20 protein-coding genes and 1 pseudogene are annotated in these 20,994 nt (G+C 71.4%); 8 read left to right on the top strand and 13 right to left on the bottom strand.

Annotated features, from left to right (window positions below):
* The first annotated feature begins 11 nt into the window (after positions 1-11).
* The gene (locus tag Sri02f_RS21885; RefSeq protein WP_109002997.1) at positions 12-929 is read left to right on the top strand and encodes a YihY/virulence factor BrkB family protein; all 918 of its coding nucleotides are present in this window, start codon (positions 12-14) and stop codon (positions 927-929) included.
* On the opposite strand, the gene Sri02f_RS21880 is transcribed toward Sri02f_RS21885, so the two are convergent.
* Positions 883-2,244, bottom strand: a complete 1,362-nt coding sequence (locus Sri02f_RS21880) for a D-alanyl-D-alanine carboxypeptidase family protein (RefSeq protein ID WP_359440079.1) — start codon at positions 2,242-2,244, stop codon at positions 883-885. The two genes, Sri02f_RS21885 and Sri02f_RS21880, sit on opposite strands and share 47 nt — an antisense overlap.
* A 91-nt stretch (positions 2,245-2,335) precedes the next feature.
* Between Sri02f_RS21880 and Sri02f_RS21875 the strand changes: the two genes are divergently transcribed.
* The 3 genes and pseudogenes from Sri02f_RS21875 (at position 2,336) to Sri02f_RS21865 (ending at position 5,578) form a co-directional block, all read left to right on the top strand.
* Positions 2,336-2,575, top strand: a complete 240-nt coding sequence (locus Sri02f_RS21875) for an SCO4848 family membrane protein (RefSeq protein ID WP_109003213.1) — start codon at positions 2,336-2,338, stop codon at positions 2,573-2,575.
* Between the two features lie 2 nt (positions 2,576-2,577).
* Positions 2,578-3,839: pseudogene (locus Sri02f_RS21870) on the top strand (metallophosphoesterase).
* 200 nt (positions 3,840-4,039) lie between these two features.
* Entirely contained in the window at positions 4,040-5,578 is a 1,539-nt protein-coding gene (locus Sri02f_RS21865) for an ABC transporter substrate-binding protein (protein WP_245970718.1), read from the top strand.
* A gap of 68 nt (positions 5,579-5,646) precedes the next feature.
* Here the strand turns inward: Sri02f_RS21865 and Sri02f_RS21860 are convergent, their stop codons facing one another.
* Positions 5,647-7,092, bottom strand: a complete 1,446-nt coding sequence (locus tag Sri02f_RS21860) for a HAMP domain-containing sensor histidine kinase (protein ID WP_109002994.1) — start codon at positions 7,090-7,092, stop codon at positions 5,647-5,649.
* On the bottom strand, positions 7,089-7,778 hold the full coding sequence (locus Sri02f_RS21855) for a response regulator transcription factor (RefSeq protein ID WP_109002993.1): 690 nt from the start codon (positions 7,776-7,778) through the stop codon (positions 7,089-7,091). The genes Sri02f_RS21860 and Sri02f_RS21855 overlap by 4 nt, the downstream gene beginning before the upstream one ends.
* Positions 7,779-7,943: 165 nt before the next feature.
* Here Sri02f_RS21855 and Sri02f_RS21850 point away from each other — a divergent pair, with 165 nt between their 5' ends.
* Positions 7,944-10,364 (top strand): MMPL family transporter, encoded by a 2,421-nt coding sequence (locus Sri02f_RS21850; protein WP_109003212.1) that lies wholly within the window; start codon positions 7,944-7,946, stop codon positions 10,362-10,364.
* 41 nt (positions 10,365-10,405) lie between these two features.
* On the opposite strand, the gene Sri02f_RS21845 is transcribed toward Sri02f_RS21850, so the two are convergent.
* From Sri02f_RS21845 to Sri02f_RS21830, 4 genes are all read right to left on the bottom strand, one after another.
* Complete coding sequence (locus Sri02f_RS21845) at positions 10,406-11,251, bottom strand: TetR/AcrR family transcriptional regulator (RefSeq protein ID WP_167467589.1); 846 nt, start codon at positions 11,249-11,251, stop codon at positions 10,406-10,408.
* 10 nt (positions 11,252-11,261) lie between these two features.
* On the bottom strand, positions 11,262-11,783 hold the full coding sequence (locus Sri02f_RS21840) for a thiol-disulfide oxidoreductase DCC family protein (protein WP_109003210.1): 522 nt from the start codon (positions 11,781-11,783) through the stop codon (positions 11,262-11,264).
* Between the two features lie 5 nt (positions 11,784-11,788).
* Positions 11,789-12,205 carry a hypothetical protein gene (locus Sri02f_RS21835; RefSeq protein WP_109002992.1) on the bottom strand — a complete coding sequence of 139 codons (417 nt, stop codon included), beginning with the start codon at positions 12,203-12,205 and terminating at the stop codon, positions 11,789-11,791.
* Between the two features lie 101 nt (positions 12,206-12,306).
* Positions 12,307-12,714 carry a VOC family protein gene (locus Sri02f_RS21830; RefSeq protein ID WP_109002991.1) on the bottom strand — a complete coding sequence of 136 codons (408 nt, stop codon included), beginning with the start codon at positions 12,712-12,714 and terminating at the stop codon, positions 12,307-12,309.
* A gap of 168 nt (positions 12,715-12,882) precedes the next feature.
* On the opposite strand from Sri02f_RS21830, the gene Sri02f_RS21825 reads away from it, so the two are divergent.
* Positions 12,883-13,320 (top strand): SMI1/KNR4 family protein, encoded by a 438-nt coding sequence (locus Sri02f_RS21825; RefSeq protein WP_109002990.1) that lies wholly within the window; start codon positions 12,883-12,885, stop codon positions 13,318-13,320.
* 7 nt (positions 13,321-13,327) lie between these two features.
* On the opposite strand, the gene Sri02f_RS21820 is transcribed toward Sri02f_RS21825, so the two are convergent.
* From Sri02f_RS21820 to Sri02f_RS21795, 6 genes are all read right to left on the bottom strand, one after another.
* Positions 13,328-13,948 carry a Uma2 family endonuclease gene (locus tag Sri02f_RS21820; RefSeq protein ID WP_109002989.1) on the bottom strand — a complete coding sequence of 207 codons (621 nt, stop codon included), beginning with the start codon at positions 13,946-13,948 and terminating at the stop codon, positions 13,328-13,330.
* Between the two features lie 167 nt (positions 13,949-14,115).
* Positions 14,116-14,895 carry a succinate dehydrogenase iron-sulfur subunit gene (locus Sri02f_RS21815; RefSeq protein WP_069771348.1) on the bottom strand — a complete coding sequence of 260 codons (780 nt, stop codon included), beginning with the start codon at positions 14,893-14,895 and terminating at the stop codon, positions 14,116-14,118.
* Complete coding sequence (gene sdhA / locus Sri02f_RS21810; RefSeq protein WP_109002988.1) at positions 14,895-16,649, bottom strand: succinate dehydrogenase flavoprotein subunit; 1,755 nt, start codon at positions 16,647-16,649, stop codon at positions 14,895-14,897. Before sdhA ends, Sri02f_RS21815 begins: the two co-directional genes overlap by 1 nt.
* Before the next feature lie 19 nt (positions 16,650-16,668).
* On the bottom strand, positions 16,669-17,151 hold the full coding sequence (locus Sri02f_RS21805; protein ID WP_109002987.1) for a succinate dehydrogenase hydrophobic membrane anchor subunit: 483 nt from the start codon (positions 17,149-17,151) through the stop codon (positions 16,669-16,671).
* Positions 17,152-17,156: 5 nt separating this feature from the next.
* The gene (gene sdhC, locus Sri02f_RS21800; protein WP_078504082.1) at positions 17,157-17,537 is read right to left on the bottom strand and encodes a succinate dehydrogenase, cytochrome b556 subunit; all 381 of its coding nucleotides are present in this window, start codon (positions 17,535-17,537) and stop codon (positions 17,157-17,159) included.
* 270 nt (positions 17,538-17,807) lie between these two features.
* Positions 17,808-18,362, bottom strand: a complete 555-nt coding sequence (locus Sri02f_RS21795; protein WP_109002986.1) for a 2-oxo-4-hydroxy-4-carboxy-5-ureidoimidazoline decarboxylase — start codon at positions 18,360-18,362, stop codon at positions 17,808-17,810.
* A 261-nt stretch (positions 18,363-18,623) separates the two neighbouring features.
* Here Sri02f_RS21795 and Sri02f_RS21790 point away from each other — a divergent pair, with 261 nt between their 5' ends.
* Positions 18,624-20,240, top strand: coding sequence for a beta-N-acetylhexosaminidase (locus Sri02f_RS21790; protein ID WP_373865116.1), 1,617 nt, complete (start codon positions 18,624-18,626; stop codon positions 20,238-20,240).
* A gap of 122 nt (positions 20,241-20,362) precedes the next feature.
* Positions 20,363-20,917: a hypothetical protein gene (locus Sri02f_RS21785; RefSeq protein WP_109002985.1), complete on the top strand. Its 555-nt coding sequence runs from the start codon at positions 20,363-20,365 to the stop codon at positions 20,915-20,917.
* Positions 20,918-20,994: the final 77 nt, after the last annotated feature.

The raw sequence follows: 20,994 nt of genomic DNA, 5'->3' as shown, positions 1-20,994 counted from the left end.
AGAGTGGGATCATGGACTGGCTGAAGAAGCTTCCCGGCGTCGGGCCGTGGGTCGTGCGCCTCATGGCCACGCACGCATGGCGGTCGTACGAGCGCCTGGACCGGGTGAAGTGGACGCGGCTGGCCGCCGCCATGACCTTCGTCAGCTTCGTCGCCCTCTTCCCGCTGCTCACCGTCGCCGCGGCCATCGCCGCCGCCACGCTGAGCGAGTCCCAGCAGCAGGAACTCCAGAACAAGATCGCCGACCAGGTCCCCGGCATCTCCGACCAGCTCGACGTCCACAGCCTCGTCCAGAACGCCGGCACCGTCGGCTCCATCGCCGGCGCGCTCCTGCTGCTCACCGGCATCGGCTGGGTCGGTCAGATGCGGGACTGCCTGCGCGCCGTGTGGGAGTGCCCCGACAAGGACCAGAACCCGGTCCTCGCCAAGGCCAAGGACGCGGGCGTCCTCGTCGGCCTCGGCGGCGCGGTCCTGCTGACCATCGCCATCTCCACCCTCGCCTCGGCCCTGGTCGGCTGGATCACCGACGAGCTGGGCATCGACAAGGCCGGCTGGGGCAGCGTCCTGCTGCGCGTCGCCGCGTTCTCCGTCGCCGTGCTCGCCGACTTCCTCGTGCTGCTGTACGTCCTGACGCTGCTGCCCGGCGTCGAACCGACCCGGCGCCGGCTCGTCGTCGCCGCCCTCATCGGCGCCGTCGGCTTCGAACTGCTGAAGCTGCTGCTGAGCGGCTACATGCAGGGCGTGGCCGCGAAGAGCATGTACGGCGCGTTCGGCGTGCCCATCGCCCTGCTGCTGTGGATCAACTTCACCTCGAAGCTGGTCCTGTTCTGCGCGGCCTGGACGGCGACGGGCAGCGCTCCCGACAACCCGCGGGACATCGACGTCAGCGACGACGTCGTACCAGGTCCGGCAGCGGCCAGCGGCGGTTGACCAGGAACGCGCCGCCCGCGAGCAGCACCAGCAGACCGCCGGCGATCCCCAGCGCGATCCACATCCCGCCGGAGCCGCCGCCGGTCACCGCGCCCGCCACCGGCCTGTGCGAGACGTTCCCCGCGCCGCCGGCCTGACCGTCCTCCGCGGAGGACGACGGGTTCGCGCCGGGCTGCGCGCTGCCCGGCGCCCCCTGCGGCCGGACCAGCTCGCCCACCGGCGTCACCTTGCCGGCCGCCTGGAAGCCCCAGTCGAGCAGCGTGGCGGCCTCCTTGTAGACCTCGTTGTGACCGGCCTTCGACGGGTTCATGACCGTCACCAGCAGCACCTTGCCGTTGCGCTCGGCCACGCCGGTGAAGGTGGCGCCCGCGTTGGTGGTGTTGCCGTTCTTCACGCCCGCGATGCCCGGGTACTGCGTGATGTCGTAGTCGCCGCTCAGCAACCGGTTGGTGTTCTGGATCTCGAACGTCCCGCGGGTCGTCCTGCCCTTCCTGTTCTTCGTCGTCTCACCGGGGAACTTGGCCGAGACCGTCGAGCAGTACTCCCGGAAATCGGCCTTCTGCAGGCCCGAACGGGCGAACAGCGTCAGGTCGTAGGCCGAGGACACCTGGCCCGGGGCGTCGTACCCGTCGGGGGAGACGACGTGCGTGTCGAGCGCCTGGAGCTCCCCGGCGTGCTCGTTCATCGCCTTGACGGTGGCCGCCACACCGCCGTTCATCGCCGACAGCACGTGCACGGCGTCGTTGCCGGAGCGCAGGAAGACGCCGAGCCACAGATCGTGGACCGTGTACGTCTCGCCCTCCTTTATGCCGACGAGACTGGAACCGGCCCCCATGCCGGCCAGGTCCTTCGGATCCACCTTGTGCACGGTGTTCTTGGGGAACCTCGGCAGCACCGTGTCGGCGAAGAGCATCTTCATGGTGCTCGCCGGGGGCAGCCGCCAGTGCGCGTTGTGCGAGGCCAGCACATCCCCCGACTCGGCGTCCGCGACGATCCACGACCGCGCGGTGAGGTCCTTGGGCAGCACCGGCGCTCCCCCCGCGATCGCCACCTGCGTCCCGGCCTGTCCGAGCCTCGTGCCGCCCACGGTCGACATGTTCGCCGGGGGAGCGACCGACGGACCGGCCGTCGACGACGCCGAGGGTGAGCCCGTGGGCGAGGCGGACGCCCGCGCGGACGGCGAACCGGACGCCCCCGGCGACGGCGACGGGCTCGGCGCGGCGAGCGAGACGGGCGCGGTCAGCGCGAGGGACGCGAGGGTCGCGGAGGTGACCAGCAGGGCACGCCTGACGGTCTGCTTCATGGGTGCGGGCACGACGGAGAAATTACCCGGCGCACGACGGGAAGTCCCGCCGCCCTCCCCACCCCGGTCACGGATCAGGACACCGGGCGGCGATACTGAAGGCATGACGCTCAGCCGCCGCCTCTCCTGGTTCCTGCTCGCCTTCGGGGTGTGGAGCTGGATCATCTGGATCACTTTCGTCAAGAACCTGGTCAAGGACGGCAGCGGGCTCGCCTTCGACAACGGTCACCCCACGGCGTACTTCTGGGTGCACCTCACGCTCGCCGTCGTCTCCTTCTTCTTGGGGACGGTCGTGGGAGCCATCGGGTTGCGTGGTCTGCGCGCACTCGGCCGGACGCCATAGCCGTGCCGGTCGTCTTCGGGCTGGGGGCGCTCACTCTCCTGGCCGCGGCCAACCGGTACCTGTGGCGGCGACTGTTCCGCGACACGACCAGCGGCCCCGGCCGGGTGCGCCGCGCCGGCGCGGCGCTGCTCGCGGGCGGCTGGGCGCTGGCGATCGGCGCCCTGGCCGCCGAACGCGCCGGCGCGCCCTTTTGGCTGCAGCAGATCCTGGCGTGGCCGGGCTTCCTGTGGCTGGCGATCTCGCTCTACCTGCTGCTGGCCGTCCTCGCGGGCGAGGCCGTACGGCCGCTGCTGCGCCGCCTCCTGGAGCGGCGGGCCCGTACCGGCACGACGGCCGGGGCGCCCGTCGCCCCCGCGCGCCCCGAACCCCTCCCGGTCGGAGCGCGCGCGGCCGGCGAGGCGGCTCCCGGGACGCCCCCGACGCCCCTCTCCACGACGACGCCGGACCCCTCCCGGCGGCTGTTCGTCTCCCGTGCGGTGGCCGGCGCGGCGGCCGCGGCCGCCCTCGGCACGGTCGGCTACGGCACCTACGGCGTGCTGCGCGGTCCCCGGGTCAAGCGGGTGACCGTGACCCTCGCCAAGCTCCCGCGCGCCGCCCACGGCTACCGCATCGCCGTCGTCAGCGACATCCACCTGAGCCCGGTGCTCGGCCGGGACTTCGCGCAGAAGGTCGTCGACACGGTCAACGGGACCCAGCCCGACCTGATCGCGGTCGTCGGCGACCTGGTCGACGGCAGCGTCAAGGACCTGGGCCCGGCCGCCGCACCCCTGGCCCGGCTGAAGGCCCGTCACGGCAGCTACTTCGTGACCGGCAACCACGAGTACTTCTCCGGTGCCGAGCAGTGGGTCGAGGAGGTGCGGCGGCTCGGCCTGGACCCGCTGGAGAACGCCCGCACCGAGCTGCCCTGGTTCGACCTGGCCGGCGTGAACGACATCGCGGGAGAGAGCGAGGGCCGGGGCCCCGACTTCGCCAAGGCCCTCGGCGACCGCGACACGGCGCGCGCGTGCTCCTCGCCCACCAGCCCGTCCAGATCCACGACGCCGTGCGCCACGGCGTCGACCTCCAGCTCTCCGGGCACACCCACGGCGGCCAGCTGTGGCCCGGCAACCTCCTCGCCGAAGCCGCGAACCCGACCGTCGCGGGCCTGGAACGCTACGGCGACACCCAGCTGTACGTGTCCCGGGGCGCGGGCGCCTGGGGCCCGCCCACGCGCGTGGGAGCACCCTCCGACATCACCGTCGTCGAACTGGCCTGCGCACGCTGACGCGAAAGCCTGAGAAGAACCTGTGAAACCCGGCGGAAACACCCCGTCGGTAAGTTCTTTCTCATCTCGTCGGAATCCTCTTCCGCCGCCTGAAACTCCTGTGGTTAGGTGAGGCCGCCGCCAAGGGGAGCGGCACTTTTTTGTGGACTGGGCCCCGCTGGCGGCCTGGGGAGGCAGGACACCCGATGCGATCGTTTCGCATGCGGATTCTCGTGGCGCTGCTGGTTCTCGCGGTGGCCGGAGTGGGCGGCTGGCAGTTGCTGCCGTCGAAGGAGAACAGTGACGCGACCATCACGGTCGGCACCACGGACAGCGTCACCTCGCTCGACCCGGCCGGCGCCTACGACGCCGGTTCCTGGGCGTTGTTCAGCAACGTCTTCCAGTCGCTGCTGACGTACGAGCCGGGCGGCGTCTCGCCCGTGCCGGACGCGGCCAGGAGCTGTTCCTTCGCGAAGGGCGGCCTGACCACGTACACCTGCGAACTGCGCGACGACCTCACCTTCGAGGGCGGCGGCAAGGTGACGGCCGAGGACGTGAAGTTCTCCTTCGACCGGGTCAAGAAGATCAACGCGGACGTCGGCCCGGCGTCCCTGTTCTCGACCCTGAAGTCGGTCTCCGCCAAGGGCCTGACCGTCACCTTCCACCTGGGCTCGCCGGACGCCACCTTCCCGTTCAAGGTGGCCACCGGGGCCGGCTCGATCGTCGACCGCACCCGCTACCCGGCCGACGCCCTGCGCACCGGCAGCGGCGTCGACGGCACCGGACCGTACGAGCTGACCGGGTACACCAAGGGCAAGAAGGTCGAGCTGTCGCCCAACCCGCGCTACAAGGGCGCGGTGGCCACCGGCGCGCCCGTCGAACTGCGCTACTACGCCGACCCCGAGGCCCTGGAGAAGGCGTGGAAGGCCAAGGACGTCGACGCCGCCACCCGGCAGCTGCCGCCCGCGGCGCTCGCCGCCCTCAACGCCAGCGACCCCGCCCAGCGGGTGACCGAGGCCGACAGCTCCGAGACCCGCAACCTGTACTTCGACACCCGCGCCGGCTCGCCGCTGCACGACAAGGACGTCCGCCAGGCGATGGCCTGGCTGATCGACCGCGAGCAGCTCGCGTCCACCGTGTACGACGGAACCGTCGAGCCGCTGTACTCGCTCATCCCGACCGGCATCACCGGCCACACCACCTCCTTCTTCGACAGCTATCCGGACCAGAACTCCCAGAAGGCGCGCAAGCTCCTGGAGAAGGCCGGCGTCGGCATCCCGGTGACGTTCACCTACGGCTACGGCCTGGGCAGCGGCGCGGCGGCGGCCGAGGCGGCGGAGCTCAAGCGCCAGCTGGAGGCGAGCGGCCTGTTCAAGGTGAACGTCAAGGGTTACGAGTGGACCGACTTCCAGAAGCGGTGGGCCACCGGCAAGCTCGACGCGTACGCCGTCGGATGGGTCGCCGACTATCCCGACCCGGACACCTTCGCGGCGCCGCTGATCGGCACCGGCTCCACCATGAACACCGGCTACAGCGACAAGGCCGTCGACGGCTACATCGCCGACAGCCGGCAGTTCGCCGACCGCAGCCGGTCCGCCGACGACTTCCGCGAGCTGCAGCAGGTCATCGCCGACGACGTGCCGGTCGTCCCGCTGTGGCAGCGCAAGGAGTACGTCGTCACCAGCGCCGACGTCGGCGGCGGCCAGTACCTCGCGGACGGCAACGGCGTGTTCCGCCTCTGGAAGCTCGACTGGATCTGAGCCGTCCTGCCCCGCCCGTCCTGCCCGCGCTGCCCCGCCCCGCGCAGCCCCGCCCCGTCCCGCTTCGCTCAGGCGCAGGCCTCGGTGCGGGGCGGCAGGGTCACCGTCACCTCCAGGCCCTCGCCCGGCGCCGTGCGCACCGTCACGTCGCCGCCGTGGGCCTGCACCACCCCCTGCACGATCGCCAGTCCGAGCCCGCTGCCCGCGCCGCCGCCGGCCCGGAAGAAGCGGTCGAAGACCCGGGCCGCGTCCTCCGGTCCCAGCCCTCGCCCCTTGTCCTCGACCGACAGCCGTACGACCCCGTCCGCGCGCCGCACACCGATCCGCACCGGAACGTCCGCCGCCGTGTGGGTGCGGACGTTGGCCACCAGATTGCCCAGCACCTGCCGCAGCCCCGACTCGTCGGCCCGCACCAGCACCGACCCGTCCGCCTCCACCGTGACCGGCCGCCCCGGCTGCTGCGCCCGCAGGTCCTGCGCCGCGTCCCGCGCCAGCCGGCACACGTCGACGTTGCGCAGCCGAAGCTCGGGCCGCTGGTCCAGCCGGGCCAGGGTGAGCAGCTCGTCGACGAGCCGGCCCATCCGGTCCACCTCGCCGTTCATCCGGTCCCAGGCGCGCTTGCGCTCCTCCGGCTCGCGCAGCATCCCCTGGTCGTACAGCTGCAGATAGCCCCGGATCGCGGACAGCGGGGTGCGCAGCTCGTGCGAGGCGTCGGCGACGAAGCGGCGCAGCTGGGCCGCGCTGTGCTCGCGCGTGCGGTACGCCGTCTCCACCTGGTGGAGCATGGAGTTCAGGGCCAGCCGCAGCTGCTCGACCTCCTGGGTGGGATGGCAGCTGGAGGGCACCCGGCGGGTGAGGTCTCCCTCGGCGATCGCCGACGACGTCTCCACCATGTCCTCCAGCGGCCGCATCCGCCGCCGCACGCTGAACAGCGTCAGACAGGCGAGCAGGGCCAGCAGCAGGGTGCCCACGGCGAGATCGAGCCGCAGGGCCTTCGCGATGCCCTTGTGGAGGGCGTCCGTCGAGGTCGCCATCAGGACGTACGTCCCGTCGGACAGCCGGGTCGCCGTCACCCGGTACGCCGCCCCGTGGACGCTCACGTCGTGCGGGTCGGAGTCGCGGGTGAGCGCGCCGGGGTCCGTGACGGCGTCCGCGAGCCCCCGCTGCGCCTCGGTGGGCTTCACGCCGAAGAGGGCCACCGCCTTCCCCCGGCCGTCCACGGCGGTGAACATCGAGTCCGGGGCCGGCCGGTCGGCGGAGTGCTCGGGCGCCAGCCGGTCGCGGACGAAGCCCAGCACGCTGAGCGAGTCGATCTGGCGCAGGGTGAGCTGCGAACTCCCCAGCGACGTACGCGTCTTGGTCAGCTCGGAGTCGATCTGGCCCAGCAGGTAGTGCCGCATCGCCATGAGGCTGACGGCGGTGGCGGCGACGATGCCGAGCGCCAGCAGCCCCACGTTGGCCGCCGTCAGCTTGGCCCGCAGCGAGTGGATGCCGTGCCGGTGCGCCCGCCTCATGCCAGCCCGTATCCCACGCCCCGCCGGGTGGTGATCACCGGCGGCCCCAGGGTGTCCAGCTTGCGCCGCAGATAGCTGATGTAGGTCTCGACGACCGTCGACTCCGGCGGGGTGTGCTCGTACTGCCAGACATGGCGCAGAAGCTGCTCCTTGGGCACGACCCGGCCGCCGTTGCGCACCAGGAAGCGCAGCAGCGCGTACTCGGTGGGCGTCAGCTCGACCGAGCGGCCGGCCCGGTGCACGCTGTACGTCGTCTCGTCCAGCTCCAGATCGCCGTACCGCAGGGGCGGCCGCTGGGGCAGGACGTCGGCCGGCCGGGTGCGGCGCAGAACGGCGGCGATCCGCGCGACGACCACGTCGATGTCGAACGGCTTGGTGATGTAGTCGTCGCCGAAGCCGAGGGCGCCGACGATCTCGGCGGGCGCGTCCCGCGCGGTGAGGAACACCAGCGCCAGGTCGGGCCTGCGGCCGCGCAGTTCACGCCCCAGCGCCCGCCCGTCGCCGTCGGGCAGCATCACGTCGAGCAGCGCCACGTCGGGCCTGGTGCGGTCGGCGAGCGCGAGGGCCTCGCGGACGCCGCCCGCGGTCATCACCTCGAAGCGGTGGTAGCGCAGGGCGATGGCGAGGACGTCCGCGATGCTCGGCTCGTCCTCCACGACCAGCACGGTGCCCGAAGCCTTCGTCATGCCCCCAGTATCGGCGGGCCCGCGGGCTCCGGGGCCGGTTCGCGCTTTGGAGTTCCTTGAGAGTCATGGGCGTCACATGTGCCGGGCCGCCCGGCGCGCCCGATCCTGGTGCCCAGGACCTGGGGGACCTGTCGAACTGTGTGAGGAGTGGCGATCGTGGCGGCATTGGCGCGCTGGTGCTACCGGCATCGGCTGGTGGTCCTGTTGGTGTGGGTGGGGGCGCTGTCGGGCCTGGGATTCTCGGCCTCGACGGCGGGCACGGACTATGCGAACGTCTTCTCCCTCCCCGACACGGACTCCAAGAAGGCGTACGACCTGATGGAGAAGGCGTTCCCCGCGCGCGCGGGCGACACCGACACGGTCGTGTGGAAGGTCGGCGAGGGCTCGGTCCGCGACCCGGACGTGCGGTCCCGGATCCAGCCCGCCCTCGACGACATCGCGAAGATGAAGGGCGTCGGCGGCGTCACCAGCCCCTATGCGGGGGCGGCGAACCAGGTCTCCCGGGACGGCCGGATCGCCTACGCCCAGATCACCTTCACCGAGCAGGCGAACGCGGTGCCCAAGGAACTCGTCCAGGACGTCGTCGACACCGCGCAGGGCGTCGAACGGGCCGGCCTGGAGGTCGAGTTGGGCGGCCAGGCGATCCAGCGGGTGCAGGAGCCGCCGACCGGCCTCGCCGAGATGGTCGGCCTCGCGGCGGCCGCGGTGGTGCTGTTCCTCGCCTTCGGCTCCCTCTTCGCGATGCTGCTGCCGCTCGCCGTGGCGATCTTCGGCGTCGGCATGGGCCTGTTCTCGACCCAGCTGCTCAGCCATGTCACCGACATCCCCGACCTGGCCCCGCTGCTCTCCTCCCTGATCGGCCTCGGCGTCGGCATCGACTACGCCCTGTTCATCGTCACCCGGCACCGCAAGGGCGTCCTGCGCGGTCTGGACCCCGAGGAGTCGGCGGTCACCGCCCTCAACACCTCGGGCCGGGCGGTGCTGTTCGCGGGCGGCACGGTGTGCATCGCGCTCGCCGGGATGCTGGTGACGAACCTGCGCTTCCTGGACGGCGTCGTCATCGGCACGTCCCTGACGGTGGTGCTGAGCGTCCTCGCCGCCACGACGCTGCTGCCCGCGCTGCTGGGCTTCCTCGGCGTGCGCGTGCTCAGCCGCAAGCAGCGCAAGCGCCTCGCCGCGTCGGGCCCGGAGCCGGAGAAGGCGAGCACTCCCGCGGCCCGCTGGTCGACACGGGTGCAGCGCCGTCCCCGGACGATCGCCGCGCTCGCCGTCGTCGTCATGGCCGTCCTCGCGCTCCCCGTGCTGTCGCTCCGCCTCGGCGCCACCGACCAGGGCAACAACGACGGCGCCACGACCACCCGGAAGGCCTACGACCTGCTCGCCCGGGGCTTCGGACCGGGCTTCAACGGCCCGCTCCAGGTGGTCGTGGACGGCGGCGACGCCACCGCGCTCGTCAAGGGCGTCAAGGACACCCCCGGCGTCGCCCAGGTGGCCGCGCTGCCGCCCGCGCACGGCGTCACCGTGATCCAGGTCGTCCCCGCCACCTCGCCCCAGTCGAAGGAGACGGACGCCCTGATCGACCGGCTGCGCGACGACGTCGTCCCGCAGGCCGGGGTGACCGCGCACGTGGGCGGCGTCACGGCGGTCTCCAAGGACTTCGCGACGGTGACCGGGGACCGCCTGCCCCTGTTCATCGCCACCATCATCGGGCTGGGTTTCCTGCTGCTGCTGGTCGCCTTCCGCTCCCTGGTGGTGCCGCTGACGGCCGCGCTGATGAACCTGATCGCGGCGGCGGCCTCCTTCGGCGTCCTCGTCGCGATCTTCCAGTGGGGCTGGGGCCTGGACCTGCTCGGCCTCGGCAAGGAGGGCCCGATCAACGCCTTCCTGCCGGTCATCATGCTGTCCCTGCTCTTCGGCCTGTCGATGGACTACCAGGTCTTCCTGGTCAGCCGGATGCACGAGGAGTGGGTGCACACCCGGGACAACGCGCGGGCCGTCCGGGTGGGCCTCGCGGAGACCAGCCGGGTCATCAACTCGGCCGCCCTGATCATGGTCTGCGTGTTCCTCGCGTTCGTGCTCAGCGGCGACTCGGGCGCGGCGACGGCGGGCGTCGGCCTCGCGGCGGCCGTCGCCCTGGACGCGTTCATCCTGCGCACGGCGCTCGTCCCGGCCGCGATGCACCTGCTCGGCGACTCCAACTGGTGGCTGCCGCGGTGGCTGGAGCGGCGGCTGCCGCATCTGGCGGTGGAGCCGAAGGAGGACGAGCCGCACGACGTGCTCACCGCGGCCGACGGCGGCCCCGCCTCCGCCGTCCACGGCTTCGTCCGGGACGCGTCCGGCGATCCGGTGGAGGGCGCGACGATGACGCTCATGACGAAGGGCGGCCGGCGGCTGGACCGCGTGACCTCGCTCGCCGACGGCTCCTACATCCTCTCGGTGCCGGGCCCGGGAACGTATCTGCTGGCGACGACGGCCTCCTCGTCAAACTCCCCGTCGGCCTCCCGGGCCCGGCAGCTGACGGTCGCGGCGGAGCCGCTGGTCTACGACGTCGAACTCACCGAGGACGAGCTGAACGCCGTGAACTGACCGTCGTGAACCGACGGCAGGGGCGACGAGGCCGCCGCGCTCTACGGTCCGGCGGTCTCGTCACCCCCGCCGCCCCCGTCGCTCCTCTCCTCGTCCCGCCCGGCCCCGCCCTCGGACGCCCCCTTCTTCGGGGTCTTCCCGGCGGGGTCCGGCAGGGCGTTGGTCATGCCGGGGAGGAAGTCCGTGAACAGCTCGTGCACCTCCAGCACCAGCGGCCGCAGGATCCGGAACCGGGCCAGCGCCACCCCGCGCGCGGTCAGCCGCGCACCCCGCCCGGCCAGCCGGTAGCTGCGCTCGCGCCCTTCCGTGCGGTCGTAGATCCAGTACATGACGAGGCCCATCTGCGAGAGCCACATCAGCTCGGGCAGCACCTCCCGCAGCTCCTCCGGCACCTTGGCCTTCGAACCCGCGAGGACCTCCCGGTGGACGGCGATGGCCTGCACGCGCGCGGGCTCCGACTCGGCGGAGAACGGGCTGAGCGGACTGTCCGGGTCCGCCGCGTTCTTGAAGAACTGGACGGCGAACTCGTGGTACGGCCGCGCCACGTCCAGCCAGGTCCGCAGCACCTCCGCCAGCCGCGCCTCCAGGCTCGTCTCCCGCGCCAGGATGTCCCGGACGGCCTCCCGGTGCTCCGCGGCCAGCCGGTCGTAGAAGCCCTGGATCAGGTGCTCCTTGCCGGCGAAGTAGTAGTACGCGTTGCCCACCGAGACCCCGGCCTCCTGGGCGATGGCCCGCATCGTCGTCCGGTCGTAGCCGCGCTCCTGGAACAGCCGCATCGCGGTCTCCAGGATCAGCGCGCGCGTCTGCTCGGACTTGGACGCGGGAGCGCCCTCGCGGGACGGGGGCGGGGGAGCGGCCTCGGCGGGGCCGTCGTTGTCAGCGGGCACGGACGAGAGCCTAGTCAGTGGCGCAGTGGCCGTCGGCACAGGTGGGCGGGCGATGGGTCCAGCCCTGCGACGGGTCGTACGTCCACCCGTCCTCGCGGCGGTAGACGCCCCCGCCCCAGCGGGCGCCGCCGCGCTCCTGTCCCTGCCGCCACTTCGCGGCCGAGAGCACGGCCGCCCGCGCGATCTTCGCCCCGGCGGGGGTGGACAGCCGGTGGGCCAGCGGGCGGTGCTCACGCAGCGCCCACAGGGTGACGATCCAGGCGGCGGCCCCCTGGTAGACCTGACCGGCGTCGCCGACGACGGTGATCTCGTCGAGGGTGGCGCGATGGTCGAGGCCGGGGCAGCGGGCGCAGGCCTCGGCGGAGCCCGCCGGCACGAACTCCAGCGGCACCAGCTGCGGCTGCCGGCGCAGCCAGTCGCTCAGGAACGCGCACAGCGAGCACCCGGCGTCGTAGAGGACGGTGAGCCGGCGGACCGGGACGCGGCGGGCGTCCCGGTCGGCGGTGGGCCGCGCGGCCTCGTGGGCCGTCATGGTGCTCACGCCCCGGTCGCGGGCGCCGGCGGAGCGGTCCAGCCCTGCGGGGCGACCGGCGGAACCTGCTCGCGCTCCATGACCCCGCGCCGCCGGATCCGGTTCAGCAGGTACACGTTGGCCAGGTGCATCGCCCCGAGCACCAGCAGGACCACGCCCAGCTTCGTCGACAGGGCCTCGAAGACGCCCCGGGTGTCCTCGATGGTCTCGTCGCCGCTCAGGTAGAGGGCGACGAAGCCGAGGTTGACGAGGTAGAAGCCGACCACCAGGAGGTGGTTGACGGCGTCGGCGAGCTTCTCGTTGCCCTGGAGCACGTCGGCGAGGAAGACCCGCCCGTTGCGGCTGAGGGTCCTGGCCACCCATATCGTCAGGCCGATGCTGACGATCAGGTAGATGACGTAGGCGATGACCGTGCGGTCCATGTTCCCCACCTTTTCTTGAACGCGTTCAAAACGCTGTCGAGGATGACTCTAGCGCTGTTTTTGAACACGTTCAACAAGGAGGGCGGGCGGTGGGGCGGCCTCTAACGCCTGCCCAGCTCGGGGCGCTTGGAGTAGTCCGTGAAGCCCAGGACGTTCCCCCAGGGATCGGCGATCTCGACGGTCCATCCGGTGGCCCCCGCGAACGGCGCGTCCAGCGGGGGGATGCCGGCCCCGGCCAGCAGTCCGGCCGTCGCCCGCGCGTCCGCCACCTCCAGCCATACGCGCGTGGCCGGCCATGGCGGCGGCCGGCGCCCCAGGGCCTCCTCCTGTCGCAGCAGCACGCCGGGGGTCTCGCCCCCGACCCTCAGCGCCGCGATGCCGCCCTCGTCGAACCGGAGCGCCACCGTGAACCCGGCCCGCTCGTAGAACTCCACGGCCTCGCCGAGGTCCCCCACCGGCAGCAGCACGTTGTCGAACCCGAGCAGCTCGTACGACTGGTCGTCTGACATGCAGTCAGATTAGGTACGGACGCACGGTCGCCCGGCAGGACCTGACCGGGAGGTCACCCGGCCGGGGGACGGAGCAGCGCACGGGCAGCGGACGGGCAGCGCACGGGCAGCGGACGGGCAAGGGACGAAAGGGCTTGTGCGGCGGGCTGATCCGTGCAAGATGGCCGCATGTGGATCGATCTCATCTCCTCGCTCTCCGCCGACGTCAAGCTCGGCGCTCCCGGATGCGAGGAGGAAATGCGGGCGGCCGAGGCCGTGCTGGGCCACCCGCTTCCGGCCGCCCTCAAGGACTTCTGGCGGGTCGCCGACGGCGCGCACGACGAGCACGGGTTCGCGCTCATCTGCTCCGTCGGCGAAGTGATGGGCCGCAACCTGGAGTTCAGGAGCTCGGCCGACTTCCGCGCCCTCTACATGCCCTTCGATCCCCTGCTGCTCTTCGGCGAGAGCGGCGGCGGCGACCTGTTCGCCTGCGTCGTCAGGCCGCAGCGACCGGACGTCTTCCTCTGGGACCACGAGAGCGACAGCCGCCGCTGGGTCGCCAACGACCTGGAGGACTACCTGCGCCGGCGGCTCGGCCCCGACCCGGAGTGGTATGCGTCGTGGTGACGGAAGGTCAGCCGCTCGTCCTCGGCCGGCCCGCCGCGAGAATCTCGGCTGCGCTCAGAGTGACCTCGGCGCCGATCGAGTAAGGCAGGGTGAAGGACTGGCCCGGGGCGTAGAACTGGTGGTTGTCGTAGCCGCCCTTCTTCGGTCCGGTGAGGACGTGAACCCGCTGATGCTTGCGGTCGACGACGACGTAGACGGGGATCATCGCCTCGGCGTACGCGGGGACCTTGGTCTTCACGTCGTCCTTCCAGTTCCCGGAGGTGACCTCCAGGACCAAGCGGAAGCAGGCCGGGTCGTACGCGTTGTTCCGCACGAAGTGGTCGTCGATGTCGGCGTCGACGACCACCAGGTCGGGGATGACGTAATCCTCCTCGCCCGTCGGCAGACACAGCCCGACGTTCTGCAGAACCTCGCTGTCGCCGTCGTCGAGCCCCGCTGCGATGAACGGTCGCATGAGCTTCGTCAGGGCACGGGCGTGCGGGGCATCCGGTGACGGGGTCACGAGGAGATAGCCTCCGATGATCTCGACGCGGTAGCCCGGATGGCGCTCCATGATCTCGGCGGCGATCGCCGTCAGGGAGAACGGCTCGTCGTCGGCGTAGGGCTGCTCGACGGATGCAGCGGACATCGCGTGCCTCCTCGGGGCTGGTGTCGAGACCATCATCGTAGGCCGGGCGGCCCGCCGGTGTCCCTCTTGATCACGTTCACCCGGTCGTGGCGTCGGCACGCCGAAGGGCCCCGTTCCCCGGCGTGAACCGGGGAACGGGGCCCTCGACGGCGTACCGGAGAACGGCGTCAGAAGCGGCGCGTGATCAGCGCCCGCTTCACCTCCTGGATCGCCTTCGTGACCTCGATGCCACGCGGGCAGGCGTCCGTGCAGTTGAACGTCGTACGGCAGCGCCAGACGCCGTCCTTGTCGTTCAGGATCTCCAGCCGCTGCTCGCCCGCCTCGTCACGCGAGTCGAAGATGAAGCGGTGGGCGTTCACGATCGCCGCCGGGCCGAAGTACTGCCCGTCGTTCCAGAACACCGGGCAGGACGACGTGCACGCCGCGCACAGGATGCACTTGGTCGTGTCGTCGAACCGCTCGCGGTCCTCCGCGGTCTGGAAGCGCTCGCGCGTCGGCTCGTTGGTGTCCTTCGTGATCAGGAAGGGCATCACGTCGCGGTACGCCTGGAAGAACGGCTCCATGTCGACGACCAGGTCCTTCAGGACCGTCAGACCCTTGATGGGCTCGACCGTGATCGGCTTCGCGGGGTTGATGTCCTTGATCAGCGTCTTGCACGCCAGACGGTTCTTGCCGTTGATCCGCATCGCGTCCGAGCCGCAGATGCCGTGGGCGCAGGAACGGCGGAAGGTGAGGGTGCCGTCGACGTCCCACTTGATCTTGTGGAGGGCGTCGAGGACGCGCTCCTTCGGGTCGATCTCCAGCTGGAAGTCTTCCCAGACCGCCTCGGCCGAGACCTCGGGGTTGAAGCGGCGTACGCGGAGGGTGACCGTGATGTACGGGGAGTCGGCGAAGCCGGGCTCGGGGGCACCGGCCGCGTCCGCCTTGTCGAGGGTCGGGGTTGCCATCAGTACTTACGCTCCATCGGCTGGTAGCGGGTCTGGACGACCGGCTTGTAGTCGAGACGGACCGTCTCGGTGCCGTCGTCGCCCACCTCGCGGTACGCCATGGTGTGGCGCATGAAGTTGACGTCGTCGCGGTTGGGGTAGTCCTCGCGGTAGTGACCGCCGCGGGACTCCTTGCGGGCCAGCGCGGAGACCGCCATGACCTCGGCCAGGTCCAGGAGGTTGCCCAGCTCGACGGCCTCCAGCAGGTCCGTGTTGAACCGCTTGCCCTTGTCCTGGATCGACACGTTCTTGTAGCGCTCGCGCAGCTCGGCGATCTTCTCGACCGCCGTCTTGATCGTCTGCTCCGTGCGGAACACCATGACGTTCGCGTCCATGGTCTCCTGCAGCTCGCGGCGCAGGACCGACACGCGCTCGGTGCCCGTCGACGCCCGCAGCCGCTCCACCTGGGCGACGACCAGCTCGGCCGGGTTCTCCGGCAGCTCGACGAAGTCCGCCTTCTGGCTGTACTCCGCGGCGGCGATGCCCGCCCGGCGGCCGAAGACGTTGATGTCCAGCAGCGAGTTCGTGCCCAGGCGGTTCGCGCCGTGCACCGACACGCAGGCGACCTCGCCGGCCGCGTACAGGCCCGGGACGACCGTGGTGTTGTCCCTGAGGACCTCACCCTCGACGTTCGTCGGGATGCCGCCCATGGCGTAGTGCGCGGTGGGCTGGATCGGGATCGGGTCCGTGTACGGCTCGATGCCGAGGTAGGTGCGCGCGAACTCCGTGATGTCCGGGAGCTTCGCGTCCAGCTGCTCCGGCGGGAGGTGGGTGAGGTCCAGGTAGACGTGGTCGCCCTCGGGACCGCAGCCGCGGCCCTCCCGGATCTCCGTGTAGATGGACCGGGATACGACGTCGCGCGACGCCAGGTCCTTCATCACCGGCGCGTACTTCTCCATGAAGCGCTCGCCGTCCTTGTTGCGCAGGATGCCGCCCTCACCGCGGGCGCCCTCCGTCAGAAGGATGCCCATGCGCCAGATGCCGGTCGGGTGGAACTGGAAGAACTCCATGTCCTCCAGCGGCAGCCCGCGCCGGTACACGGCCGCCTGGCCGTCACCGGTCAGGGTGTGCGCGTTCGACGTCACCTTGAAGAACTTGCCGCAGCCGCCGGACGCGTAGATCACGGCCTTCGCCTGGAAGACGTGGATCTCGCCGGTGGCCAGCTCGTACGCCACGACGCCGGCCGACCGCTTGACGCCGTCGACCTCGGTGATCAGCTGGTCGAGGACGTAGAACTCGTTGTAGAACTCCACGCCCTCCTTCACGCAGTTCTGGTACAGCGTCTGCAGGATCATGTGACCGGTGCGGTCGGCCGCGTAGCAGGACCGGCGGACCGGGGCCTCGCCGTGGTTGCGGCTGTGACCGCCGAAGCGGCGCTGGTCGATCGTGCCGTCGGGCGTCCGGTTGAACGGCAGGCCCATCTTCTCCAGGTCGAGGACGGAGTCGATGGCCTCCTTCGCCAGGATCTCGGCGGCGTCCTGGTCGACCAGGTAGTCACCGCCCTTGACCGTGTCGAAGGTGTGCCACTCCCAGTTGTCCTCCTCCACGTTGGCGAGGGCTGCGGCCATGCCGCCCTGCGCTGCGCCCGTGTGGGAGCGGGTGGGGTAGAGCTTGGTCAGCACGGCGGTGCGGCTGCGCTTCGTCGACTCGATGGCGGCGCGCATACCGGCGCCGCCGGCGCCGACGATGACGGTGTCGTACTTGTGGATCTTCATGATTCTCGCAACCCCGTGCCTAGCGGATGTTCGGGTCGAAGGTGAAGATCACCAGCGTGCCCAGCAGGATGGTGAACACCGTGGCGGTGTAGAGCAGGCCCTTCAGCCAGAGCCGGGTGTTCGCGCGCTCCGCGTAGTCGTTGACGACCGTGCGCAGACCGTTCGCGCCGTGCAGCATCGCGAGCCACAGCATCAGCAGGTCCCAGACCTGCCAGAACGGGGAGGCCCAGCGGCCGGCCACGAAAGCGAAGCCGATCTTGGAGACGCCGCCGTCCAGGACGAGCTGGATCAGCAGGTGACCCAGGACCAGGACGACCAGCACGACGCCGGACAGGCGCATGAACAGCCAGGCGGCCATCTCGAAGTTGCCCCGCGTGGACTTCGGGGTCTTCCTCGTGCGCTTGCGCGGGGCCTCGATGACGGGCGCCGGGTTGTCGACGTTGTAGAACGAGCCGTCCTCGACGGGGCCGATCCCGGCAGCGGTGGATTCAGTGGTGGCCATCGGTGTCAGCTCCCGAACAGTTCACGAGCGGCGTGCCCGAGAACGGGGTAGATCGCCCCGAGCATCAGCACGAGCCACAGGCCGACGACGCTCCAGAGCATCTGCTTCTGGTAGCGCGGGCCCTTCGACCAGAAGTCGACGGCGATGACGCGCAGACCGTTGAGCGCGTGGAAGAGGATGGCGGCGACGAGGCCGTACTCCAGCAGCGCGACGATCGGGGTCTTGTAGGTGGCTACGACCTTGTCGTAGTCCTCGGGGGAGACACGCACGAGCGCGGTGTCGAGCACGTGGACGAACAGGAAGAAGAAGATGAGGACGCCGGTGACTCGATGAGCCACCCAGGACCACATTCCTTCCCGGCCGCGGTACAGCGTTCCAGCCGGCACGGAAGAACCCTCCGGGAGCGGGGATTGGGGCCTGCCGGCTTCGGCGTCGGACGGGCCCGGCCGGGTACGGTCCACCGGCCCCCAGCATCGTAGCGATGCACCGGCGCTGGGCTTACGCCGGGCCTACCGGTGTGATCAAAGTGGCACGCGTATGGGTGAGCGCCCCGGACCTGCGGCAAGGGTTGTGCGGCCTTCTGTCATGGATTGTGGTGTTACGCGCGCTGTGGGGATCCCTCGTGGCCGCTCCGCTCCGCGGCGCAGTCCCGCGGATCAGACCCCCGCGCCCCTGAAGCGGCTCACCAGCCGCGCTCTTCCGAGGCGGCGCAGCTCCTCCGCCGCCACCACCCGTTCGTCGTCCCGATCGTTCGCCAATCGTGACCGGATGGCTTCCAGGACGTAATCCAGGCGTTCGTCCGGCGGGACGGCCGCCAGGCTGATGACGAAGGCGTGACCGAAACGGGCCTCGTAGGCCGCGTGCGCCGCGCTCAGGGCCGTGTGGGCCGCGCCGTACGCGTCCTCCGGCAGGGCGGGGAGGGTCTCCGCGGCCAGCGCCTCCGCCAGATCGCCCCAGGTCAGGTCGTATGCGGCCTCGTCCGACGCGGCCAGGAGGGCGTCGAGGGTCGGGTAGGGGCGGTGGTCGGCGACCCGGTGGGCCCAGCTGAGACTGCGGAGGCAGGCGAGGAGGGTGCGGTGCACCTCGTCGACGGGGGCGGTGTTGAAGCCGTCGAGCAGGGGCGCGGGTGAGGTCCGGGTCTGCGCCGGTATGGCGAGGCAGCCGGAGAGAGGGGAGAGAGGGTGCGCAGGCAGCGTGGATCCTCGCGTCACGTGTGATGTGGCAGGGGATGCAGTGAAGGATGTGTCGCTACGTTATCGAGAGCGGTCAGTACGTGTCTGACGGACGCCCGAATTTCACTCGAACGAGAGAGTTTCAGAACGTGTCGTGGACCCCGTCACGCGGTCTTCGACGCGCCTTCCCCGGGTGAGGGTCGTACGGTTGGCGGGGTGAGCAGGCACAGGCATCGGCGCCCGGCGCCGAAGACAGAGCCGAGGCGCGGACCGCGGCGCGGGCCGCAGCGAACGGTTGCGCTGCGGGCGCTGACGGCGGGCGCACTGGTCGCCGCGCTCGGCGTCGGGCTGGGCGTGTGGGCCTCGTCGGGAGAGGGCTCCGGCACGCCCGCCGGCTCGGCGGCCTCCCGGCAGACCGCCGGGACCTCGGCCGGCGACTCCGTCGCCTCGGCCGCCGTGCCGCCCGCGGCGCCGACGCCCAGCCGCTCGTACGCCCTGTCCACCGCGCCCCGGACCATCCCCGCCGTCCGCTCCCACACCCCGGCGCGCGGCCCGGGCTGGCGCCCCGCGGCCGGCCGCCGGGTCGTGGTGAGCGACGCCGGCCTCGCCGACGAGGGACGGCTGATCGCCGGCGAGCTGGGAATGACGTACGCCGGGCAGAAGAACGACGTGCGCGCCGGGGACCTGCGACTGGCGCTCAACGGCGGCGGGGGCGCGAACCCGGAGTCGTACACCATGACCGTGCGCGGCGGGCGGGTCACCGTCAGCGGACCCTCCGACGCCGGCGTCTTCTACGGCACCCGCACCCTCAAGCAGGAGGTGCACGGCGGCGGCAGGGCCCCCGAGGGCGTCGTGCGCGACCAGCCGGCCAAACCGCAGCGCGGGTTCACGCTGGACATCGCGCGCAAGTACTTCAGCCCCGCCTGGATCGAGGACCGGGTGCGCGAACTCGGCGACCTCAAGTACAACCAGCTCGGCCTGCACTTCTCCGACGACCAGTCCTTCCGGATCGAGTCCGCCAGCCACCCGGAGATCGTCGCCCGCCAGCACCTCACCAAGGCCCAGGTGAAGAAGATCGTCGACCTCGCGGCGAGCCGGCACATCACCGTCGTGCCGGAGATCGACTCGCCGGGACACCTGGGCGCCGTCCTCGCCGCCCATCCCGAGCTGCAGCTGCGCAACGTGAACGGAGTGGCCACCCGCGGGGCGATCGACATCTCCAAGCAGGCCTCCGCGAACCTCCTCGACGACCTGCTCGACGAGTACGCCGACGTGTTCCCCGGCGCCTACTGGCATCTCGGCGGCGACGAGTACCAGGCCCTGACGGTGTCCAGCCCGGCCGCCTCCTACCCCCAGCTCGCCGCCGCGGCGCACGCCCGGTACGGCTCCGGCGCGGGCGTGGCCGACCTCACCACCGGCTGGCTCAACGACCGCGCCGACACCGTCCGCGCCCACGACCGGACCATGCGGGTCTGGAACGACGGCTTCTTCCGCGGCACGTCGGTCAAGCCGGCGTCCGACCTCGTGGTCGCGTACTGGACCGGCAAGGAGATCGGGGCGCGCCCGCCGGCCGAGTACCTGGGCGCGGGGCGCAAGATGCTCAACTACAACGACGAGTACCTGTACTACGTCCTCGGCGAGCCCAACGGCTTCGCCTATCCCACCGGGCGGCGCATCTACGAGCAGTGGACCCCGCGGGTGCTGCGCGGCACGACGCCGGTGGCCGCGAAGTACGACCGCCAGATCCTCGGCGGCTCCCTCTCGGTCTGGTGCGACCTCGCGAACTCCCAGACGCAGGCCCAGGTCGCGGCCGGCATCCGGATGCCGCTGCGGGCGACCTCGCAGAAACTGTGGGACGCCGGGACGCCGGGACTGTCCTGGACGCAGTTCACGGCACTGGCGAACAGGCTGGGCTGAGCACCTCGCCGGACGTCTTCGGAGTTGGCCGAAACGATCCCCTGTGACACTCCTGGCCTGTCGCGCGCAGTAAGGGGAAGTGCGGGCTCCGTAAGGAAGGCGCCCTGGCGAGGGAGGCGTGGATGAGCCTGGTGGAACTGATCGCTCAGGCCGACGAGCGCGGACTGGCGGCCAGCGGGCTGGCTTGTTTGGATCGCTGCATACCCCTGCTGGGGGGCGACGACGAGATCCTGCGGCCCCTGTGGGGCAACCTCACGGAGGATTCCGACGCGGCCGACTGGGGCGAGCTGGTGGAACGGGCGCGCGACAAGCTGGGCGCCCCTCCGGCGCAGGGCGACGAGGCCGGGCTCCTCGCCCACCGGATGCTGGCCGCCGCCCCCGAGGACCGGCGCGCCGCCGGGGTGCGGGTGTGGGCCGACGCCTGCTCCGTCGCCTCGCTCCAGATCCACCGCCTGCTCGACCCGGCGGCGGACGGCGCCCCGGTCGACTCCCGCCGTGAGGGCCGCACCGAGGGCATGTCGCCGCTCGTCGCCGCCGAACTGCGCCGCCAGGTCACCGTCCTGGAGGTCCTCGCCGGTCACGGCGCGAGCGGACTGCGCCGCGCGCTGGAGGTGTCCACCGAGGGCCGCCGGGTGCTGCGCGCGGTGGTGTCGCGCCGCGCTCGTGGACGTACGTGAGCGCGGTGCGGGGGACGTGGGTCGGTCCTGCGCCGGTCCTGGGAAGGCCCCGGATCCGAGTGACACAACCCGCGACG

Origin of the sequence: Streptomyces rishiriensis (assembly GCF_003112535.1) — a bacterium.
GTDB lineage: Bacteria > Actinomycetota > Actinomycetes > Streptomycetales > Streptomycetaceae > Streptomyces > Streptomyces rishiriensis.
Note: the sequence above shows the minus strand (reverse complement) of the source record. Positions and strands in the feature narration are given on the sequence as shown.

Coding starts and splice junctions, on each gene's coding strand:
- Sri02f_RS21875 (WP_109003213.1), top strand. CDS start 2,336: ATGACGCTCAGCCGCCGCCTCTCCTGGTTCCTGCTCGCCTTCGGGGTG.
- Sri02f_RS21840 (WP_109003210.1), bottom strand. CDS start 11,783: ATGACGGCCCACGAGGCCGCGCGGCCCACCGCCGACCGGGACGCCCGC.
- sdhA (WP_109002988.1), bottom strand. CDS start 16,649: ATGAAGATCCACAAGTACGACACCGTCATCGTCGGCGCCGGCGGCGCC.
- Sri02f_RS21865 (WP_245970718.1), top strand. CDS start 4,040: ATGCGGATTCTCGTGGCGCTGCTGGTTCTCGCGGTGGCCGGAGTGGGC.
- Sri02f_RS21805 (WP_109002987.1), bottom strand. CDS start 17,151: ATGGCCACCACTGAATCCACCGCTGCCGGGATCGGCCCCGTCGAGGAC.
- Sri02f_RS21815 (WP_069771348.1), bottom strand. CDS start 14,895: ATGGCAACCCCGACCCTCGACAAGGCGGACGCGGCCGGTGCCCCCGAG.
- Sri02f_RS21830 (WP_109002991.1), bottom strand. CDS start 12,714: ATGTCAGACGACCAGTCGTACGAGCTGCTCGGGTTCGACAACGTGCTG.
- Sri02f_RS21785 (WP_109002985.1), top strand. CDS start 20,363: ATGAGCCTGGTGGAACTGATCGCTCAGGCCGACGAGCGCGGACTGGCG.
- Sri02f_RS21825 (WP_109002990.1), top strand. CDS start 12,883: ATGTGGATCGATCTCATCTCCTCGCTCTCCGCCGACGTCAAGCTCGGC.
- Sri02f_RS21820 (WP_109002989.1), bottom strand. CDS start 13,948: ATGTCCGCTGCATCCGTCGAGCAGCCCTACGCCGACGACGAGCCGTTC.
- Sri02f_RS21885 (WP_109002997.1), top strand. CDS start 12: ATGGACTGGCTGAAGAAGCTTCCCGGCGTCGGGCCGTGGGTCGTGCGC.
- Sri02f_RS21860 (WP_109002994.1), bottom strand. CDS start 7,092: ATGAGGCGGGCGCACCGGCACGGCATCCACTCGCTGCGGGCCAAGCTG.
- Sri02f_RS21835 (WP_109002992.1), bottom strand. CDS start 12,205: ATGGACCGCACGGTCATCGCCTACGTCATCTACCTGATCGTCAGCATC.
- Sri02f_RS21855 (WP_109002993.1), bottom strand. CDS start 7,778: ATGACGAAGGCTTCGGGCACCGTGCTGGTCGTGGAGGACGAGCCGAGC.